Raw genomic sequence first — 17,159 nt, 5'->3', positions numbered from 1 at the left:
AAGGAACCGAGATGGAAAACAGACACGAGAAATACCAGCGCCTCATCGAACACTGCCAGACGCTGGCGCCGATGCCGACCGCCGTCGCGCATCCGTGCGATCGAAGCTCGCTCGAAGGGGCGCTGGAGGCGGCGCGCAAGGGGTTGATCGACCCGATCCTGGTCGGCCCGCGTGCACGTATCGAAGCGACCGCCGCGGAGTTCGGGCTGTCGATCCGCGCGCACGAGATCGTCGATACGCCGTACAGCGAGGCGTCGGCAGCGGCGGCGGTGCGACTCGTACGCGACGGCCGGGCGTCCGCGCTGATGAAGGGCAGCCTGCACACCGACGAACTCATGGCCGAAGTGGTCCGGCACGATGCCGGGCTGCGCACGGGCCGGCGCATCAGCCATTGCTTCGTGATGGACGTGCCCGCGCACGCCGATCCGCTGATCGTGACCGACGCGGCGATCAATATCGCGCCGACGCTCGAGGAAAAGGTCGACATCCTGCAGAACGCCATCGATCTCGCGCATGCGCTGGCGTTTCCGCAGGTCTACGTGGCGATCCTCTCGGCGATGGAGACGGTCAACCCGAAAGTGCCGTCGACGCTCGAAGCCGCCGCGCTGTGCAAGATGGTGGATCGGCGGCAGATTACCGGCGCGCTCGTCGACGGCCCCCTTGCACTCGACAACGCGATCGATCCCGAGGCCGCGCGCATCAAGCAGATCGATTCGCCGGTGGCCGGGCACGCGAACGTGCTGATGGTGCCGGATCTCGAAGCCGGCAACATGCTCGCCAAGAGCCTGTCGTTCCTGGCCGGCGCGGACGCGGCAGGGATCGTGCTCGGCGCGCGCGTGCCGGTCATCCTGACGAGCCGCGCCGATTCGTTGATCACCCGGCTGGCTTCCTGTGCGGTCGCGATGCTCGTCGCGAACGGGCAGCGTGAAGCGGCCAGGCGCGCGGGGTGACGCCATGGCAGACGTGATTCTGGTGTTGAATGCCGGCTCGTCGAGCATCAAGTTTTCCGCATTCGACGTGCAGGGCGACACGCTCGGGCTGATCGTGCACGGCCAGGTCGATGGCCTGTACACGGCCACCGCGCACTTCAGCGCGGTCGACCATCACGCGGAACGGCACGAGCGGCAATGGGCCGGCGGCGCGTCGTTCGGCCATCACGAAGGGCTCGCGCAGATCGCCGCGTTCCTGGAGGATCATCAGGAAGGGCACCGTCTCGCCGCGGTGGGCCATCGCGTCGTGCACGGCGGGCAACGCTTCAGCGGCCCGGTGCGCGTCACGCCCGAGATCGTCGCCGGGCTGGAAACACTCACGCCGCTCGCGCCGTTGCATCAACCGCACAACCTCACGCCGATTCGCATCCTCGAAACGGTGCAGCCCGGTATCGAGCAGGTGGCCTGCTTCGATACGGCGTTCCACAGCACGCAGCCCGCGGTGACCCAGGCGTTCGCGCTGCCCGCGTCGATCACCAGCCGGGGCGTGCGACGCTACGGTTTCCATGGGCTGTCGTACGAGTACATCGCGAGCGTGCTGCCCGACGTCGCGCCGCAGGCGGCGCGCGGGCGCACGGTCGTCGCCCACCTTGGCAACGGCGCGAGCATGTGTGCGCTCGTGGCAGGCAAGAGCGTCGCGAGCACGATGGGGTTCACGGCGGTCGACGGATTGCCGATGGGCACGCGTTGCGGCAACCTCGATCCGGGCGTCGTGCTGTTCCTGATGGACGAACTCGGGATGGACGTGCGCGCCGTCGAGGATCTGCTCTATCGGCGCTCCGGGCTGCTCGGCGTGTCCGGCCTGTCGAGCGACATGCGGACCTTGCTCGCGAGCGACGATCCGCATGCGCGCTTCGCGATCGAGCTATACATCTACCGTATCGCGCGCGAACTCGGTTCGCTGGCCGCCGCGATGGAGGGCATCGACGCCATCGTTTTCACGGCGGGGATCGGCGAGCACGCGGCGGCGATTCGCGAAGGCGTGCTGCGCCGCGCGGCCTGGCTCGGCGTCGAGATCGACGTCGAAGCGAACCGCGCGGACGGGCCGCTGATCGCGACGGCGTCGAGTCGCGTGCCGGCCTGGGTGATCCCGACCAACGAGGAACTGATGATCGCGCAACATACGCGCCGGTTGATCCGGTGACGAACGAACAAGAAAAGGAGCCGTCATGGCCGAACTTTTGCTGGTCAATGTCGAAGAACACGCACGCGACGACGAAGTCGGCGCGTTCCTGAAACGGCACGGGTTCCCGCTGTTCGATGCGATCGAGCGCGTGCCCGCCGGGATTGGCGATCCCATCGCGTTGCTCAGGTTCAATACGCTGACGTCGGTGGGGCTCTACACGCTGCGGGCGCGGATCGACCACATATCGTGGCGGGGGCGGTCGATTCGGGCCCATATCCTGCCGGATCGGAAGGACTGAGCGGCTTCGTGCATCGGCGTGGTGCTCGCGGTGATGGCGGGCCGGCCGTCAGGTGGCCCGCGTTCGCTGGCGATGCCTGACGGCATCACGCATCCGCGATGTTACCGGCGGACGTCAGGTAGCGCCGTCGCGCCGATACGTGCGGCAATCCTGCATGACCGTGCGCGTCAGAGAACGCGGCAGTCGCTGTGTGAACTCCCCAGCCAGGCGAGCAATGCCGTGGCGCCATAGACACAAAGCAGCGCAATCAGAAATCGAAGCCACGTGACCTTGAAGCGCTGAAGTCGCCGAACGACCTCGGCGAGCGCGATGCAGGCAACCAGTCCGACCGGCAAGACATCCCGATAGAGCTTGAAGACGCCATAAACGGCGGCGGCCGTGTAGAGCACGACCCAGACCACGGCACCGCCGAGGTCATTGCAGTACCCGGTGGAGAAACCGAAGAACGACGCAAGCGAAAGCGCTGCCAGTCCGAACACGGTCAGGATGGTCGCGAGCCAGAGCGGCGGCCTGTTCGGGCTTGCCCGTTGTACGGGGACGCGTTGTTCATTGGCATGGGTCAAACCGATCACCTGAAGTCGAATGGGATGTCACCCCGGTACCCGGAGTATCGCCGCAATCTTGCATGGGCGGCGCACGCGTTTCCGGTCACGCCTTTTCAACGCGCGAGCATGTGCCCGCGATCGCCGGGTAGTTTCGGCGCGGGCGCCAACGGCGCCACCACGGGGCCGATGGCGCCTGGAGGCGGGCCGAAAGCGTCGTTCTCCACGCAATTTTTGAATCCCCGTGTGTCGTATTCGCACACAGATACGTTGGGATACACAGCCTCCGGATGGATCGGATATAAATCCGGTGAAGCGATTCACACGGCGGCGCAGTGCCAGCGCCGCCACCGCGAACGACGCTTCCCGAGCACCCGCACGTGCCGCGGGGCCCCCTTCTTAGCGATCGACCATGGAGAACGAGTCATGCCTGACACCGTGAACACCCGCCGCCGCCTGATCCTGGGTACGACACTCGCGAGCCTGAGCCTCGCCGACCTCGGCTTCAGTGCCCTCGCGCATGCGCAGTCGGCGCCCGATGCGCCGGCGGGGAAGCGCGCAGCCGGCGTCGCGTCGCTGGGCACGATTCACCAGATCGACGCGGGCGTGCTCAACGTCGGGTATGCGGACCTCGGGCCGAAGAACGGCCCCGTCGTGTTCCTGCTGCACGGCTGGCCGTACGACATCTACAGCTATGCGGAAGTCGCGCCGCTGCTCGTCGCGGCCGGCTATCGCGTGATCGTGCCGTACCTGCGCGGCTACGGGTCGACGACGTTCCGCTCGGCCGACACGGTGCGCAACGGCCAGCAGGCCGTGACGGCGGTGGACATCGTCGCGCTGATGGATGCGCTGAAGATCGACCGCGCGGTGTTCGGCGGCTACGACTGGGGCGCGCGCACGGCCGACATCATCGCCGCGCTGTGGCCGCAGCGCGTGAAGGCGCTGGTGTCGGTGAGCGGCTACCTGATCGGCAGCCAGGAGGCGAACCGCAAGCCGCTGCCGCCACAGGCCGAATTCCAGTGGTGGTATCAGTTCTACTTCACGACCGAGCGCGGCGCGCTGGGCTACGCGGCGAACCGCGATGCGTTCAACAAGCTGATCTGGCAGCTCGCGTCGCCGAAGTGGCAGTTCTCCGACGAAACCTATGCACGCTCGGCCGCGTCGTTCCAGAACCCCGATCACGTGGCCGTCGTGATCCACAACTATCGCTGGCGCCTCGGGCTCGCGAAGGGCGAGGCGCAGTACGACGATATCGAACGGCGTCTTGCGGCCGGGCCCGCGATCACCGTGCCGACGATCACGATGGAAGGCGACGCGAACGGTGCGCCGCATCCGGAACCGGCCGCGTACGCGAAGAAGTTCACGGGCAAGTACCAGCACCGGACGATCACCGGCGGGATTGGCCACAATCTGCCGCAGGAAGCGCCGCAGGCGTTCGCGGATGCGATCCTGCAAGTGGAGCATCTGTGAGGCGGGCTCGCGTGGGCCTGGTGCGTCGCGGCGCGCGGCGTGCGTTGGTCGCGGGCGTGCTGCTGGCTGGCGCGCTGTCGGCGAGCGGCCCGGCCGCGTTCGCGGAGCAGCCGAAGCCGGCGGCCGCCGCGTCGCCGATCTACGGCGTGACGATCCCGCCCGGCTACCGGAAGTGGGAAATGGTCGCGCCGGCCGAGGAAGCCGCCCCCCTCGATGAACTGCGCGTGGTGCTCGGCAACCCCGTCGCGATCCGTGCGCTCGAACAGGCGACGCTGCCGTTTCCGGACGGTACGATCCTCGTGAAGCTCGCGTACAAGCGCAAGCAGTCCGACGAGTTCGCGCCGGCGACGGTGCCCGGCCAGGCGACGACCGTGCAGGTGATGGTGAAGGACTCGCGCCGCTATGCATCGACGGGCGGCTGGGGTTTCGGGCGCTTCGTCAACGGCGTACCGGCCGATATCGGCCAGCATCAGACGTGCTTTGCGTGCCACCAGGCGCGTGTGAAGAACCACGACTACGTGTTCACGCGGCTCGCGCCGTGACGTACGCGGTGTGATGGGTTCGACGGAAGGCGTGCCGTGCGTGGCACGCCTTTTTTTCATGGCGGGTGTGCTTGGCGGGGAGCACTTCAGCAGATAGCGTAAATGAACGATGCGGCAGCCGGGTTTGTATCGCACTGTATCTGCGGCCGCTCCTGAAAAACTGGCATGCAGAAAGCACCGGTTCTGGAAACATGGCAGATACGTGCGCGGGTTCTACTGTCGACATGCAGGAAACGTTCGATGCCAGACGAACTGGATCGGATGCCGAATGATCGACTGACTACCTTCCTTCAAGGAGAACCTTCATGAAAGCCGCTCGAATCCTCGCCGTCGCCGTCCTCGCCGCCATCCCCGCATTGTCGTTCGCCGATACCGGCCACGGCCTCACGCGTGCCGACGTGCGCGCCGAACTCGTCCGTCTGGAACAGGCCGGCTACAACCCGGCCCGCAGCGAACCGCATTACCCGGAAGACATCGCCGCCGCGCTGCAGGTCGCGCGTTCCGACCAGAACGGCCCGTCGAAGTCGCAAGGCGACAATGTGGCCGACGCATCGACGCCGGCCAGCCATCGTGACGCCGCCCAATCGCGTTCCGGACGGAACGCTGCGGACGACCTGTACGCGCATTCGTGATCCGGTGCCGCGCCTGCTGCATGGAGGCGCGGTCGCCAATGCAGCACTTCATTTGAATCACACGACACAGACAGGAGCATGACGATGGCCGGTTTGACGAAACGCGTTCTGGTATCCGCCGCGGTGATCGGCGGACTGTTGGGTGCAGTCGCGGCGCAGGCCGCGCCGAAGGATGACCTGAAGGGCACGAACGTCGTGCTCGTGCACGGCGCATTCGCCGACGGGTCGAGCTGGAACCGCGTGATTCCGCTGCTCGAGGCGCGCGGGCTGCACGTGGTGTCGGTGCAGAATCCGCTGAGCTCGCTCGCCGACGATGCGGCCGCGACGAAGCGCACGATCGACGCGCAGAAGGGGCCGGTCGTGCTGGTCGGCCATTCGTGGGCCGGCGTCGTGATCAGCGATGCGGGCAACGACGACAAGGTGAAATCGCTCGTGTACGTCGCCGCGTTCGCGCCCGACAACGGCCAGTCGATCGCCGATGTCACGCAAGGGCTGCCGGCACCCGCGTGGGCCGGTGAGCTGCGCAAGGATGCGGGCGGCTTCGCCACGCTGTCGGACAAGGCGATCGCGCAGGATTTCGCACCGGACCTGCCGCCCGCGCAGCAGCGCATCGTGGCGGCGACCCAGGGGCCGTGGTATGGCGGTTGCATCTCGGAGAAGGTCACGCAAGCCGCGTGGCATGCGAAGCCGTCGTCGTTCGTCGTCGCGACGCAGGACAAGATGATCGATCCGAAGCTGCAGGAAGCGATGGCGAAGCGGATCGGCGCGACGGTCACGCGCGTGAACGGCAGCCATGTGTCGATGCTGAGCCAGCCGAAGGCCGTGGCCGACGCGATCATCGCAGCGGCCGAACGCGCGAAGCAGGATACGCAGTGAGTGAACGCGGCGCCGCGCTTTCGTTGGGAAGCGCGGCGCCATGAGTGATTGTGATGCCCTTCCACAAGGAGAAGTCATGACGCAACTCTGGCAACTGCCGGCAACCGAACTCGCGAAACGCGTGCGGCATCGTGAAGTGTCCGCACGCGAAGTGGCCGACGCGGTGCTCGATCGCCTCGATGCGGTGAATCCGGCGATCAACGCGGTGATCGAGCACCGGCCCGACGATGTACGGCGGCAGGCCGACGAAGTCGATCGCGTCATCGCGCGCGGCGACGATCCGGGGCCGCTCGCGGGTGTGCCCGTCACCGTGAAGATCAACGTCGACCAGGCGGATTTCGCGACGACCAACGGCACGCGTCTGCAGGAGAACCTGATCGCGCATGCAGACAGCCCGGTGGTCAGCAACATCAGAAAGGCCGGCGCGATCCTGCTCGGCCGCACCAATTCGCCGACGTTCGCGTTGCGCTGGTTCACGTCGAATCTCGTGCACGGCCACACACGTAATCCGCGCAATCCGTCGCTGACGCCGGGCGGATCGAGCGGCGGCGCGGCGGCAGCCGTGGCCGCCGGGATCGGCCCGCTGGCGGTGGGCACCGATATCGGCGGCTCCGTGCGTTACCCGGCCTATGCATGCGGTGTGCACGGGATCCGGCCGTCGCTCGGACGCGTGCCGGCGTTCAATGCGTCATCGCCCGAGCGTGCGATCGGCGCGCAACTGATGTCGACGGCGGGGCCGATTGCACGCACGATCGACGATCTCTCGCTCGCGCTGCGTGCGTTCGCCGCGCCGGACCCGCGTGATCCGTGGCACGTGGCGGTGCCGTTCGACGGGCGCGAGGTGCCCAAGCGCGCGGCGCTGTGCGTGCGGCCGGGTGGCTTGCAGGTCGTGCCCGAGGTCGAGGCCGCATTGCGCGATGCCGCACGGCGGTTGATCGATGCCGGCTGGACCGTCGATGAAATCGACGACACACCGCCGATGCGCGAGGCTGCACTGTTGCAGGAGCAACTCTGGCTCGGCGATGGATTCGACGCGTTGACGAGCGCGGTCGTGAACGACGGCGATCCGGGTGCGGCTGCCGTGGTCGAGGCGGTGCGCGGCAAGGTGCGCGATCTGCCGGCCGACGTGATCAGCCGCGCGCTCGTCCGGCGCACGACGCTGACGCGGCAGTGGCGGCTGTTTCTCGACGAGTATGCGGTGGTGTTGCTGCCGGTGTCGTCGGAGCTACCGTTCCCTGACGATCTCGACCGGCAGGGGCAGGACGGGTTCGATCGCGTGTGGGAGGCGCAGCTCACGTTGCGCGCGCTGCCGGCGATGGGACTGCCGGGGCTGGCAGTCACGACTTCGCTCGTGAATGGCGTGCCGGTCGGCGTGCAGGTGGTGGCCGCGCATCACCGCGAGGATCTGTGCCTGCTGGCCGGGCGCGATATCGAAGCGCGCGGCGTGCCGGTCGCGCCAGTCGACCCGGTGCAGTAGCCGGTCGACGGACAAGCGAATGCATCGGCGATGCCCGTCCGGCATCGTGCCGATGCATTCCGCCAGCCAGCCGGATTTCATCAGTCGTCCCTGCCTGCGCGTCCGCGTATGCACGCCGTTTTGGATTCCATTCCAACGCGCCGCACGCAGCGTTGATCGTCTCCCGCAATGCCTTCCAATGCCCTTCGATGTGTGACATCGAACGGTCGCCATTCCGCCTGTCCTCCTCGCCACCGAACCGGCCCCGATAGCGCGCGTCTGCTATTGCATTCCTCGCGGCGCTGATTAGGAAATGAATTTTTATTGGTTCTGCTTGCCCGGCCGCACTCGCATAGTGGCGCTGACGGCTATAGACAGCATGCAAGCTGCAACGGCCGCATTCCCGGTGTTTTTTGATCATACGAATCAGCGAAAACAAGGAAGTGTCATGACGGTTGCATTGGAAGAACGAACCGCTGCGCAGCAGGCGCTTGAAGACGCGCGCGCGGCCGCCGCAGCGGCCGGCACGCCCTATGCGGGCGGCGTTGCGCCGGAAGCGGCGTGGGCGCTGTTCTCGTCCGGCGATGCGTTGCTGGTGGACGTGCGCACCGCCGAGGAACGGAAATTCGTCGGCCACGTGCCGGCGTCATTGCATGTGCCGTGGGCAACGGGCACGAGCCTGACGCGCAACCCGCGCTTCGTGCGCGAGCTGGAAGCGAAGACCGGCAAGGCGGCCGTCGTGCTGCTGTTGTGCCGTAGCGGCAACCGCTCGGCGCAGGCGGCCGAGGCCGCGACGAAAGGGGGCTTTACGCAGGTATTCAACGTGCTCGAAGGGTTCGAGGGCGACCTCGACGCGCGGCAGCATCGCGGCGGCAGCAATGGCTGGCGTTTTCGCGGCCTGCCGTGGGCACAGGACTGATTCACGGCCGTTACGGGGAGAAAGCAGCATGGCCGCATTCGACATCGACGACATCGTTCAATCGCTGCAGACCGTGCGTCGCGCATGGCGCGAGAAGCAGCGGCGCTCGCTCGAACCGGGCGGGCGCGACTTGCCGGCGCGCGAGGCGCTCGCGCAGATCATCGGCGCACTGAAAGGCGTGCTGTTCCCGATGCGGCTCGGGCCGCCCGACCTGCGCCAGGAGAGCGAGAACTTCCACGTGGCCCATGCGCTCGACGCGGCGCTGAATGCGTTGCTCGCGCAGGTGAAGCTGGAATTGCGCTACGCGGCGCGACAGCGCCAGGCCGACGGGCAGGTCGATCACGTCGATGAAGTGGCGTCGACGGCCGTGCAGGCGTTTGCCGCGCGCTTGCCGGAGATTCGCCGGTTGCTCGACAGCGACGTGCTGGCCGCATTTCATGGCGATCCGGCGGCCGGCAGCGTCGACGAGGTGCTGCTGTGCTACCCGGGCATCCTCGCGATGATCCATCACCGGCTCGCACACGAACTATACGGGCTCGGCCTGCCGCTGCTCGCGCGGATCATCGCCGAGCAGGCGCATGCGGAGACGGGCATCGACATTCATCCGGGCGCACGCATCGGTGCGGGCTTCTTCATCGACCATGGCACGGGCGTCGTGATCGGCGAGACGGCGATCATCGGCGAGCGCGTCCGCGTGTACCAGGCCGTCACGCTCGGCGCGAAGCGCTTTCCGCGCGATGCGGCCGGCCATCTGGAGAAGGGGCTCGCACGTCATCCGATCGTCGAGGACGACGTCGTGATCTATGCGGGCGCAACGATCCTCGGCCGCGTGACGATCGGGCGCGGCGCGGTGATCGGCGGCAACGTGTGGCTCACGCAGGACGTGCCGGCCGGCGCGAACATCACGCAGGCGGTGCTGCGCAGCGAAGCGAACGCCGCGCCGCGCGCGGCGGCGCGTGTCGCCTAGGAGGCGCGATGAGCGACCTCATCCATCACTTCGGCGCCAACGTGCGCAAGCTGCGCGAAGCGCGCACGTGGTCGCAGGAGCAGCTGGCCGAGCATGCGGGGCTGAACCGCTCGTATGTCGGCGAGATCGAGCGCGGCGCGGCGATCGCATCGATCGTCACGGCCGACAAGATCGCGCGCGCGTTCGACGTGTCGATTTCGACGCTGCTGCCGGGCGTGTACGTCACCTGAGGCCGCCCCGTTTTGTTTCCCTTTCGGTTGCACGCGACATGACGGCTATAGCATGTTGAGCCGGCAGGTGTGTGCTTCCGATAATCACCGAGCGTCATAAGCAATCCCGTTTTTCATCTTAAGAACCCGGAGCCACACATGTCGACCGTTGCAAGCGGCACGGCCGCGCTGAGCGATCACGCCGCCCGCCAACTAGCGAACGCTACCAAGACCGTCCCCCAGCTTTCCACGATCACGCCGCGCTGGCTGACCCACTTGCTGCAATGGGTGCCGGTCGAGGCCGGCATCTATCGGCTGAACCAGGTGAAGAACCCGGAAGCCGTGCGCGCCGCGTGCACGCAGCTCGAGGACGAAAGCGTGCTGCCGCAGACCTTCGTGCCGTACGAGGAACAGCCGCGCGAATACTTCCTGAACGCGGTGAGCACGGTGCTCGACGTGCATACGCGGATCTCCGATCTTTACAGCAGTCCTCACGACCAGATCAAGGAACAGCTGCGCCTGACGATCGAGACGATCAAGGAGCTGCAGGAAAGCCAGCTGATCAACAACCCCGACTACGGGCTGTTGGCCAACGTGACCGACGACCAGCGGATCTTCCCGCTGACGGGCGCACCGACGCCGGACGATCTCGATGAGCTGCTGACCAAGGTGTGGAAGGAACCCGCGTTCTTCCTCACGCACCCGCTCGCGATCGCCGCGTTCGGCCGCGAATGCACGCGGCGCGGCGTGCCGCCGCCGACGGTCAGCCTGTTCGGCTCGCAGTTCCTCACGTGGCGCGGCATTCCGCTGATCCCGTCGGACAAGGTGCCGGTCGCGGACGGCAAGACCAAGATCCTGCTGCTGCGCGTCGGCGACAAGCGGCAGGGTGTGGTCGGCCTGTATCAGCCGGGTGTCGCGGGCGAGCAGGGCCCGGGCCTGTCGGTGCGCTTCATGGGGATCAACAACCAGGCGATCGCGTCGTACCTGATCTCGCTGTATTGCTCGCTCGCGGTCCATTCGCCGGATGCGCTGGCTGTCCTCGATGACGTCGAAATCGCCAAGTTCCATGACTATCCCGACACCTACCGTTAATCCCGGCCTGGCCGGCGGCGACGCGCACGCGTTGCCGCACGCGCCGCTGCCGGCCGGCTTGCCCGATCCCGCGACGCTTGCGCGGCTCGCGTCCGAGTTCTTCGCGACGCCGCCCGGGCAGGCCACCGCGCCCGGGCTGTCGGCGGGCAGTGGCGCGGTCGGCGGCGTGCCGTCGGCGTTGCCGGCCGCCGCGCCGATCCTCGCATCCGTGAGCAACCCGGTACCGGGCGGCTCGCCGCTCGCGGGGCCGGGCGGCGCGGGTACCGGCGTGCCGGGCCTCGCGCTTCCGCAAGGGAAAGTGCCCGGCGCGAACCTCGCGCCGTCCGCCCCGACCCACGTGCTGTCGCTCGGCAACCGCGCACCGGCGCTCGCGCCGCATGCGGCCGCGCAGAACGGGCTGCCCGACAACGTCGTGTCGATCGCGCCCGCGCTCGAACCGCGCGTCGGCGGCGCGGCGCTCGGCGTGCCGACAGTGAGTGCGCCGGCACCGGAGCGTGCGGCAAAGGCATCGCCGTACTACTTCACCGACGGTTCGCTGCAGGGCTGGCAGGCGACGCCGCAGGATATCGTCGTACCGTCGAACGGCCTCGCTTCGCCGGAAGCATTCGGGTTGCCGGGTGACGATGCGCTGCGCGAGTTGCTCGCCGTGCATCGCGACGTGCCGCAGTCGCGCGCATCGGGTGCCGACGTGCCGCGTTACTTCATCGACGATGCGCACGCAGCCGAGCCGCAAGGCTCGTTGCATCGCGGCGCGCATCCGCCGTTCGACGTGAACGCGATCCGCCGTGACTTTCCGATCCTGCAGGAGCGCGTGAACGGCAAGCCGCTCGTGTGGTTCGACAATGCGGCGACGACCCACAAGCCGCAGGCCGTGATCGATCGGCTCGCGTACTTCTATGCACACGAGAACTCGAATATCCACCGCGCCGCGCATGCGCTGGCCGGTCGTGCGACGGATGCGTACGAGCAGGCGCGGGACACCGTGCGGCGTTTCATCGGCGCATCGTCGTCCGACGAGATCGTGTTCGTGCGCGGCACCACCGAGGCGATCAACCTGATCGCGAAGACGTGGGGCGTGCAGAACGTCGGCGAAGGCGACGAGATCGTCGTGTCGCATCTCGAGCATCACGCGAACATCGTGCCGTGGCAGCAGCTTGCCGCGCTCAAGGGCGCAAAGCTGCGCGTGATTCCGGTCGACGATTCGGGGCAGGTGCTGCTCGACGAATACCGGAAGCTGCTCAACGACCGCACCAGGATCGTGTCCGTCACGCAGGTGTCGAACGCGCTGGGCACGGTCGTGCCGGTGCAGGAGATCGTCGAGCTTGCCCATCGTGCCGGCGCGAAGGCGCTGGTCGACGGCGCGCAGTCGATCTCGCACATGCGCGTGGACGTGCAGGCGCTCGATGCGGATTTCTTCGTGTTCTCCGGGCACAAGATCTACGGGCCGACCGGCATCGGCGTCGTGTACGGCAAGCGCGCGATCCTCGACGACATGCCGCCGTGGCAAGGCGGCGGCAACATGATCGCGGACGTGACGTTCGAGCGCACGGTGTTCCAGCCGCCGCCGAACCGGTTCGAGGCCGGCACCGGCAACATCGCGGATGCGGTGGGGCTCGGTGCTGCGCTCGACTACGTGAGCCGGGTCGGCATCGAGAATATCGCGCGCTACGAGCACGACCTGCTCGCGTATGCGACGAGCGTGCTCGCGCCGGTGCCGGGTGTGAGGCTCGTCGGTACCGCGCGGGACAAGGCGAGCGTGCTGTCGTTCGTGCTGAAGGGCTATGAGACCGAGGAAGTCGGGCAGGCGCTGAACGAAGAGGGCATCGCGGTGCGCTCGGGGCATCACTGCGCGCAGCCGATCCTGCGGCGGTTCGGGCTCGAGGCAACGGTGCGGCCGTCGCTCGCGTTCTACAACACGTGCGACGAGGTCGATGCGCTGGTGAGTGTCGTGCGGCGGCTTGCGACGCGGCGTTGACGTCATTCGCTTGCGGCGGCCCGTGCGGGTCGCCGCAAGCGTTCTGTTGCTACGAGGTCAGAACCGCACGACCTGTTTCTGCTCGACGCTGAAGCCGTCGCGCAGCACGCTTGCCGAATCCGCGAAGTAGCGGCGGGTTTCCGACAGCAGATCGGTGTTGCCGCGACGGCAGAACACCACGCCCGATCCTTCCTCCGTCAGCAGTTCGTCGATCAGCGATTCGGGTTGCCCGATGTCGGCGAGATGGACGTTCTGCACGCCATGCGCGAGTGCGTCGAGCGCTTCCCGCACGCAGGGCGCCGCGGTGGCGGCCGGATGCTCGGCCAGCCATTGCTCGAGTTCCGCGATGCCGTAGAGCCCGGCGAGCTCGCCGAGTTCGTGCAACAGCGTGCTGTCGACCATCATCACCAGCGTCACGGCGCCCGTGCGCTGCGCGAAGAGGCTGCCGAGCCGTTCCGGGGGCAGCAGGTGATCATGGCCGGCGTCGTCCGGGGCGACCGGCATCACGACGGGCACCAGCCCGTTCGCGAGAAACGCGTTCAGCGCGGCGCCGTCGAACCGTGCGACCGCGCTCGTGCCGATGCGGTCGGCATCCGCGCTCGCGACCAGCAGGCCGCCGTCGTGACCGTCGATGCCGATTGCCTTGGCGCCGTGACTGCCGATCAGGCGCACCAGTTCGTGATTGACGCCTGCCATCGCCGCGTGAACGACGTGGACCGATTGCGTACCGGACGCGGCCGGACCACCCTGGACGACGATCGGGCGAACGCCGGTGAGGGCGAGCAGCGCGACATCCTGCGCGAATGCCTGACGGGCACGCGCGTCGCGCGCGGCGCCGCCCTCGACGATGACGACGGTTTGCCCGTGCAGGGCCTGCATGAACGGCAGCGAGCGGGCCAGGCCGGCCACGCGACGGGACGTAAGGGTGGGACTTTCAGGGTCTGGGAACATGGGAATCCGAATGGATGAAGGGGGTGCCAGTCGCCGCACGGTGCGGCATCAATGCGTGCGTTGCATCAGCTGGTGAATGTCGTCGGGCGTCTGCGCGTCGCGCGATGCCTGCCGGAACGCGCGCTCGCTGAAACACCGCGCCGCGTCGGCGAGCAGTTCGAGGTGGGCGCGATCGTCTTCTTTCGGCAGGACCAGCACGATGAATTCGCGCACGGGCTTGCTGTCCGGTGCGTTGAAGCTGAACGGATACTGCGCGCGAACGAACAGCGCGATGGCCGAGCGGAGACCGTCGACACGCGCATGCGGAATCGCGACGCCCTGGCCGAGGCCGGTCGAGCCGAGTTGTTCGCGCTTGATCAGTTCGGTCCTGATCCGTTCCGCGGTTACCCCACCGCTGCGCTCGATATATCGCGCGACGAGGTCGAACAACTGGATTGCGCTTTCGACCGGTACGTCGAGCAGGATGTTGTCCGGTGGGCAGGCGTCGGCCAGCCGGGTCGCGGCGGGCATGCCGCCGCGTCGGCGGGGAAGGTCGGGTTGGCCGCCGATGGCGGCCTGCTGCGTTTGCATGCGGATCTCTCCGTGTCGGGATGACAGGGAAATCCTAGACAAAAGCGCGTAAAGACGGTGTCAGATACGCGGGGGCCCGGCATTAAAATTGTGTATCGATGGCGTCGCGGCGTGCGCGACGCGTTCGATACGTATCGCTTCAGGTACCCGACAGCACGAACGGCAGCGTCGTCAGCAGAAAGACCGAAATGCCGACGACCGGCGCACCGAACGCGATCGCCGCGAACGCCACCGCGGCGCTGGTCAGCACGAGCGTCCTCGACACCCGTCGGTGCCGGTCGTGTGCAGCCGCCCTGTCATCGCGGATTGCATCGGTCCGCGCGCCGATCACGTGTTTCCAGAACGTCAGGCCAAGCATGATTGCTCCTGTATGAGAGATGACCGGAACGGGGCGCGCGAGGCGCCTGTCAAGCGGGTCAGCAGCGCTTGAGCTTGAGGACGCGCGAGATCTGTCCGGACGTGAAGCTGCTGTTGCGCACGTAAGGCGCGCAGTCGAGCGGTGCGGTGAGCGATTCGCTGACGACGTACTGGCCGACGAAGCGGTACGCGTCGGTTGCCATGCGGATGAACACCGGAATCGCATCGCGTTGCGCGGCGAGCGTCCTGCCGGCCGCTCGCGCGGACGCGCTGCCGTCGCAGAGGATCACGTCGGGCGCGTGCGGGTTGAGGTCCGTGCGCAGGCAGGCGGCCACGACCTTGCCGTTTTTTGTCGGCAGGAACGCCTGCTTGCTGCCGCCGCAGGCGGTGTGGATGAATTCGCGGGTGTACTGCTTGTCGATCTCGAACATGACCGGGCTCCGGGTATCGGAAATTTCCGTTGGTTAAATCAGGTATGCGAAGTAACTCGGCTGGATCGACATGCGGGATGCGAGGCATGCCAGTCGATCGTTGCCGGGGCGGCGGATCGATGGCGCGTCGTGATTCGGGAATTCCGCGCGAACACGCTTGCCGGCACGATGCGCGATCAACGCATCGACGTCGTGTTCAAGCGTGCACGGGAAGGACTACGGCGCGCACCGTCCGCCTGCTGGCAGGACGGTGGCTCGGGAACAGAGAGACGCAGGCGTCCTGCCTGTCAGGCAGAAAAGCAACTCGGAGGGCGAGGACTTCGGATGCGCATGTGCGTACTCGGTGATGGACTGATTGCGAACACATTCTAGTGAACGCAAGCGCGGGCGCAAGTAAAAAGGTCGTAAAGGTTACGCGGCCCGTGCGGGATCGCGCCGTGTGCTACGTGCACTGCCAGAGATGCGCGCTGGTGCGGCACGGCGCGCACCAGAATGTGTAGTTTGCGCCCCCGCTGCCCCACAGCCATTCGCTGCCGTCCGTTTGCGGAAGGTTGGAATCGAGCTGCATGACGAACGACATCTTGCGGCCGCAATCCGGACAATCGGGATACTGCGCCGACTGTACCCACGACGGTGCGCCGCCGACACGACTCAGGTTCTGCCGGCTGTTCGACAGGCCCCATTCCTGCCGCGTCCAGCGTGCGGGTGCGGCGAAGAGTGCAACGTCGGCGTCCACGAACGGGGCCGCCGTATATTCCGGCTGGATGGCGACGTCGCGTTGCTGAGACGGGTGCGCACAGGCGTTGCCGGCGTCGTCGTGACGGTGGAATAGCGGGCCGTCGCTCTCCCAGCCGACACACGACAGGCAGGTGTCGAACGACACGGGCGTTGAGCTGTCGATGCCCGCTTCAGCGGGTTGCGGCAGTGTCAGCAATCGATGCAGCGGCCCGTGACACAGGCCGCATCGATGCGACGATACGCCGCCAAAGCGCGCGCCCGATCGATGCGAATCGCCGGCGCGCCAGGTTGCATGATGCGCGAGAACCCCACGATGCCATTTCGGCTGCGCGCGGAGGATCGGTGCGCCCAGCGTCGGGCCGAAGTCGATATGCAGCGGCGTTTCGCCGTGCAATGCGCGCAAGGCGTCGTGTTCCTGAACGTAGCCGGCGGACATGAGCCAGTTGGCGCGCGTCCCGGGATCGTCCGGAAACAACCACGCTGCCGCGTCGCGAACGGCCGCAGGCTGTCGCGAATGGAGCAGCGCGACGGCACGGGCATGTTCTACCTTGCTACCGGCAGGGACGTCGGCAAGCCGGCCGCGCCATCGTTCGACCGTCGCCGGATCGAGCATGCGCCACACGTTGTCCTCGAGGTACACGCGCGGCGACTGCTTCGTGGTGTAAATGTCGACGAGCATGTCCCAGTGACCGGAAAACATCTGCGGCGTCTGCGTTGCCACGCTCGACAACACGCTCGCGAGTCGTTCGTTCCATGTGCCGTTGCAGATGGCTTGCCACGCTTCGGTGGCGACCTTCTCGAGGGCGGTGTCGTCCATCAGATCGAGCGCGGCATCGAGGAACACCGCGTGCGGGAACACGCGATCGAACGATGCGATCACGAGGTCGGCGAGTGCCGCCGGGTCGTCGTGCCGCAGCGCCAGCATCTGCGACATCGGATCGTTGTTGGTCCAGCCGAGGCGTTCGTAGTCGTCGAGAATGGTTTGGATGGTCGGCATGATGGGGACCGGTGACGGTTCG

The 17,159-nt window shown here is 67.1% G+C and carries 19 protein-coding genes; 13 read left to right on the top strand and 6 right to left on the bottom strand.

Features of this window, described 5'->3' with window-relative positions:
* Positions 1–11 precede the first annotated feature (11 nt).
* From ACN8ZM_RS28040 to ACN8ZM_RS28030, 3 genes are read left to right on the top strand one after another with little or no spacing between them, the layout of a single operon-like run.
* Positions 12–950, top strand: a complete 939-nt coding sequence (locus ACN8ZM_RS28040) for a phosphate acetyltransferase (protein WP_043178464.1) — start codon at positions 12–14, stop codon at positions 948–950.
* Positions 951–954: 4 nt separating this feature from the next.
* A complete protein-coding gene (locus ACN8ZM_RS28035; protein WP_420211357.1) occupies positions 955–2,133 on the top strand; it encodes an acetate/propionate family kinase in 1,179 nt (392 codons plus the stop codon).
* Positions 2,134–2,158: 25 nt separating this feature from the next.
* Positions 2,159–2,413, top strand: coding sequence for an RNA-binding protein (locus tag ACN8ZM_RS28030; RefSeq protein WP_420211356.1), 255 nt, complete (start codon positions 2,159–2,161; stop codon positions 2,411–2,413).
* Between the two features lie 167 nt (positions 2,414–2,580).
* Here ACN8ZM_RS28030 and ACN8ZM_RS28025 read toward each other — a convergent pair whose 3' ends face one another.
* Positions 2,581–2,976, bottom strand: coding sequence for a hypothetical protein (locus ACN8ZM_RS28025; RefSeq protein ID WP_143331169.1), 396 nt, complete (start codon positions 2,974–2,976; stop codon positions 2,581–2,583).
* 405 nt (positions 2,977–3,381) lie between these two features.
* Between ACN8ZM_RS28025 and ACN8ZM_RS28020 the strand changes: the two genes are divergently transcribed.
* From ACN8ZM_RS28020 to ACN8ZM_RS27975, 10 genes are all read left to right on the top strand, one after another.
* On the top strand, positions 3,382–4,425 hold the full coding sequence (locus ACN8ZM_RS28020; RefSeq protein WP_420211355.1) for an alpha/beta fold hydrolase: 1,044 nt from the start codon (positions 3,382–3,384) through the stop codon (positions 4,423–4,425).
* Positions 4,426–4,442: 17 nt separating this feature from the next.
* Complete coding sequence (locus ACN8ZM_RS28015) at positions 4,443–4,967, top strand: cytochrome P460 family protein (RefSeq protein ID WP_155291798.1); 525 nt, start codon at positions 4,443–4,445, stop codon at positions 4,965–4,967.
* A gap of 305 nt (positions 4,968–5,272) precedes the next feature.
* Positions 5,273–5,599, top strand: a complete 327-nt coding sequence (locus tag ACN8ZM_RS28010; RefSeq protein WP_043178459.1) for a DUF4148 domain-containing protein — start codon at positions 5,273–5,275, stop codon at positions 5,597–5,599.
* An 84-nt stretch (positions 5,600–5,683) separates the two neighbouring features.
* Positions 5,684–6,475: an alpha/beta fold hydrolase gene (locus tag ACN8ZM_RS28005; RefSeq protein ID WP_420211354.1), complete on the top strand. Its 792-nt coding sequence runs from the start codon at positions 5,684–5,686 to the stop codon at positions 6,473–6,475.
* Positions 6,476–6,551: 76 nt separating this feature from the next.
* Positions 6,552–7,952, top strand: a complete 1,401-nt coding sequence (locus ACN8ZM_RS28000; RefSeq protein WP_420211353.1) for an amidase family protein — start codon at positions 6,552–6,554, stop codon at positions 7,950–7,952.
* Positions 7,953–8,379: 427 nt separating this feature from the next.
* A complete protein-coding gene (locus tag ACN8ZM_RS27995; protein ID WP_089453687.1) occupies positions 8,380–8,850 on the top strand; it encodes a rhodanese-like domain-containing protein in 471 nt (156 codons plus the stop codon).
* A gap of 28 nt (positions 8,851–8,878) precedes the next feature.
* On the top strand, positions 8,879–9,817 hold the full coding sequence (epsC, locus tag ACN8ZM_RS27990; protein ID WP_043178453.1) for a serine O-acetyltransferase EpsC: 939 nt from the start codon (positions 8,879–8,881) through the stop codon (positions 9,815–9,817).
* 8 nt (positions 9,818–9,825) lie between these two features.
* Complete coding sequence (locus ACN8ZM_RS27985) at positions 9,826–10,047, top strand: helix-turn-helix domain-containing protein (protein ID WP_420211352.1); 222 nt, start codon at positions 9,826–9,828, stop codon at positions 10,045–10,047.
* Positions 10,048–10,185: 138 nt separating this feature from the next.
* On the top strand, positions 10,186–11,118 hold the full coding sequence (locus ACN8ZM_RS27980; RefSeq protein ID WP_021156739.1) for a family 2A encapsulin nanocompartment shell protein: 933 nt from the start codon (positions 10,186–10,188) through the stop codon (positions 11,116–11,118).
* The gene (locus ACN8ZM_RS27975) at positions 11,093–13,093 is read left to right on the top strand and encodes a family 2A encapsulin nanocompartment cargo protein cysteine desulfurase (protein WP_420211351.1); all 2,001 of its coding nucleotides are present in this window, start codon (positions 11,093–11,095) and stop codon (positions 13,091–13,093) included. The genes ACN8ZM_RS27980 and ACN8ZM_RS27975 overlap by 26 nt, the downstream gene beginning before the upstream one ends.
* 57 nt (positions 13,094–13,150) lie before the next feature.
* Here the strand turns inward: ACN8ZM_RS27975 and ACN8ZM_RS27970 are convergent, their stop codons facing one another.
* The 5 genes from ACN8ZM_RS27970 to ACN8ZM_RS27950 form a co-directional block, all read right to left on the bottom strand.
* Positions 13,151–14,044 carry an acetylglutamate kinase gene (locus tag ACN8ZM_RS27970; RefSeq protein WP_420211350.1) on the bottom strand — a complete coding sequence of 298 codons (894 nt, stop codon included), beginning with the start codon at positions 14,042–14,044 and terminating at the stop codon, positions 13,151–13,153.
* A gap of 48 nt (positions 14,045–14,092) precedes the next feature.
* Positions 14,093–14,614: a PTS sugar transporter subunit IIA gene (locus ACN8ZM_RS27965; protein ID WP_420211349.1), complete on the bottom strand. Its 522-nt coding sequence runs from the start codon at positions 14,612–14,614 to the stop codon at positions 14,093–14,095.
* A gap of 139 nt (positions 14,615–14,753) precedes the next feature.
* Positions 14,754–14,972, bottom strand: a complete 219-nt coding sequence (locus ACN8ZM_RS27960; RefSeq protein WP_011356211.1) for a hypothetical protein — start codon at positions 14,970–14,972, stop codon at positions 14,754–14,756.
* 58 nt (positions 14,973–15,030) lie between these two features.
* Positions 15,031–15,402 (bottom strand): DUF6697 family protein, encoded by a 372-nt coding sequence (locus ACN8ZM_RS27955; RefSeq protein ID WP_043178447.1) that lies wholly within the window; start codon positions 15,400–15,402, stop codon positions 15,031–15,033.
* Between the two features lie 442 nt (positions 15,403–15,844).
* Positions 15,845–17,137 (bottom strand): hypothetical protein, encoded by a 1,293-nt coding sequence (locus ACN8ZM_RS27950; RefSeq protein ID WP_420211348.1) that lies wholly within the window; start codon positions 17,135–17,137, stop codon positions 15,845–15,847.
* Positions 17,138–17,159: the final 22 nt, after the last annotated feature.

The sequence above is a fragment of the Burkholderia aenigmatica genome, assembly GCF_048627025.1.
In the GTDB taxonomy this organism is placed as follows: domain Bacteria; phylum Pseudomonadota; class Gammaproteobacteria; order Burkholderiales; family Burkholderiaceae; genus Burkholderia; species Burkholderia aenigmatica.
This window is presented reverse-complemented; position numbering and strand designations above follow the sequence as displayed.

Bases quoted from the DNA above. Each gene is read 5' to 3' on its own strand.
- ACN8ZM_RS28040 (WP_043178464.1), top strand. From the start codon at position 12: ATGGAAAACAGACACGAGAAATACCAGCGCCTCATCGAACACTGCCAG.
- ACN8ZM_RS28035 (WP_420211357.1), top strand. From the start codon at position 955: ATGGCAGACGTGATTCTGGTGTTGAATGCCGGCTCGTCGAGCATCAAG.
- ACN8ZM_RS28030 (WP_420211356.1), top strand. From the start codon at position 2,159: ATGGCCGAACTTTTGCTGGTCAATGTCGAAGAACACGCACGCGACGAC.
- ACN8ZM_RS28020 (WP_420211355.1), top strand. From the start codon at position 3,382: ATGCCTGACACCGTGAACACCCGCCGCCGCCTGATCCTGGGTACGACA.
- ACN8ZM_RS28010 (WP_043178459.1), top strand. From the start codon at position 5,273: ATGAAAGCCGCTCGAATCCTCGCCGTCGCCGTCCTCGCCGCCATCCCC.
- ACN8ZM_RS28005 (WP_420211354.1), top strand. From the start codon at position 5,684: ATGGCCGGTTTGACGAAACGCGTTCTGGTATCCGCCGCGGTGATCGGC.
- ACN8ZM_RS28000 (WP_420211353.1), top strand. From the start codon at position 6,552: ATGACGCAACTCTGGCAACTGCCGGCAACCGAACTCGCGAAACGCGTG.
- ACN8ZM_RS27995 (WP_089453687.1), top strand. From the start codon at position 8,380: ATGACGGTTGCATTGGAAGAACGAACCGCTGCGCAGCAGGCGCTTGAA.
- epsC (WP_043178453.1), top strand. From the start codon at position 8,879: ATGGCCGCATTCGACATCGACGACATCGTTCAATCGCTGCAGACCGTG.
- ACN8ZM_RS27985 (WP_420211352.1), top strand. From the start codon at position 9,826: ATGAGCGACCTCATCCATCACTTCGGCGCCAACGTGCGCAAGCTGCGC.
- ACN8ZM_RS27980 (WP_021156739.1), top strand. From the start codon at position 10,186: ATGTCGACCGTTGCAAGCGGCACGGCCGCGCTGAGCGATCACGCCGCC.
- ACN8ZM_RS27975 (WP_420211351.1), top strand. From the start codon at position 11,093: ATGACTATCCCGACACCTACCGTTAATCCCGGCCTGGCCGGCGGCGAC.
- ACN8ZM_RS27970 (WP_420211350.1), bottom strand. From the start codon at position 14,044: ATGTTCCCAGACCCTGAAAGTCCCACCCTTACGTCCCGTCGCGTGGCC.
- ACN8ZM_RS27965 (WP_420211349.1), bottom strand. From the start codon at position 14,614: ATGCAAACGCAGCAGGCCGCCATCGGCGGCCAACCCGACCTTCCCCGC.
- ACN8ZM_RS27960 (WP_011356211.1), bottom strand. From the start codon at position 14,972: ATGCTTGGCCTGACGTTCTGGAAACACGTGATCGGCGCGCGGACCGAT.
- ACN8ZM_RS27955 (WP_043178447.1), bottom strand. From the start codon at position 15,402: ATGTTCGAGATCGACAAGCAGTACACCCGCGAATTCATCCACACCGCC.
- ACN8ZM_RS27950 (WP_420211348.1), bottom strand. From the start codon at position 17,137: ATGCCGACCATCCAAACCATTCTCGACGACTACGAACGCCTCGGCTGG.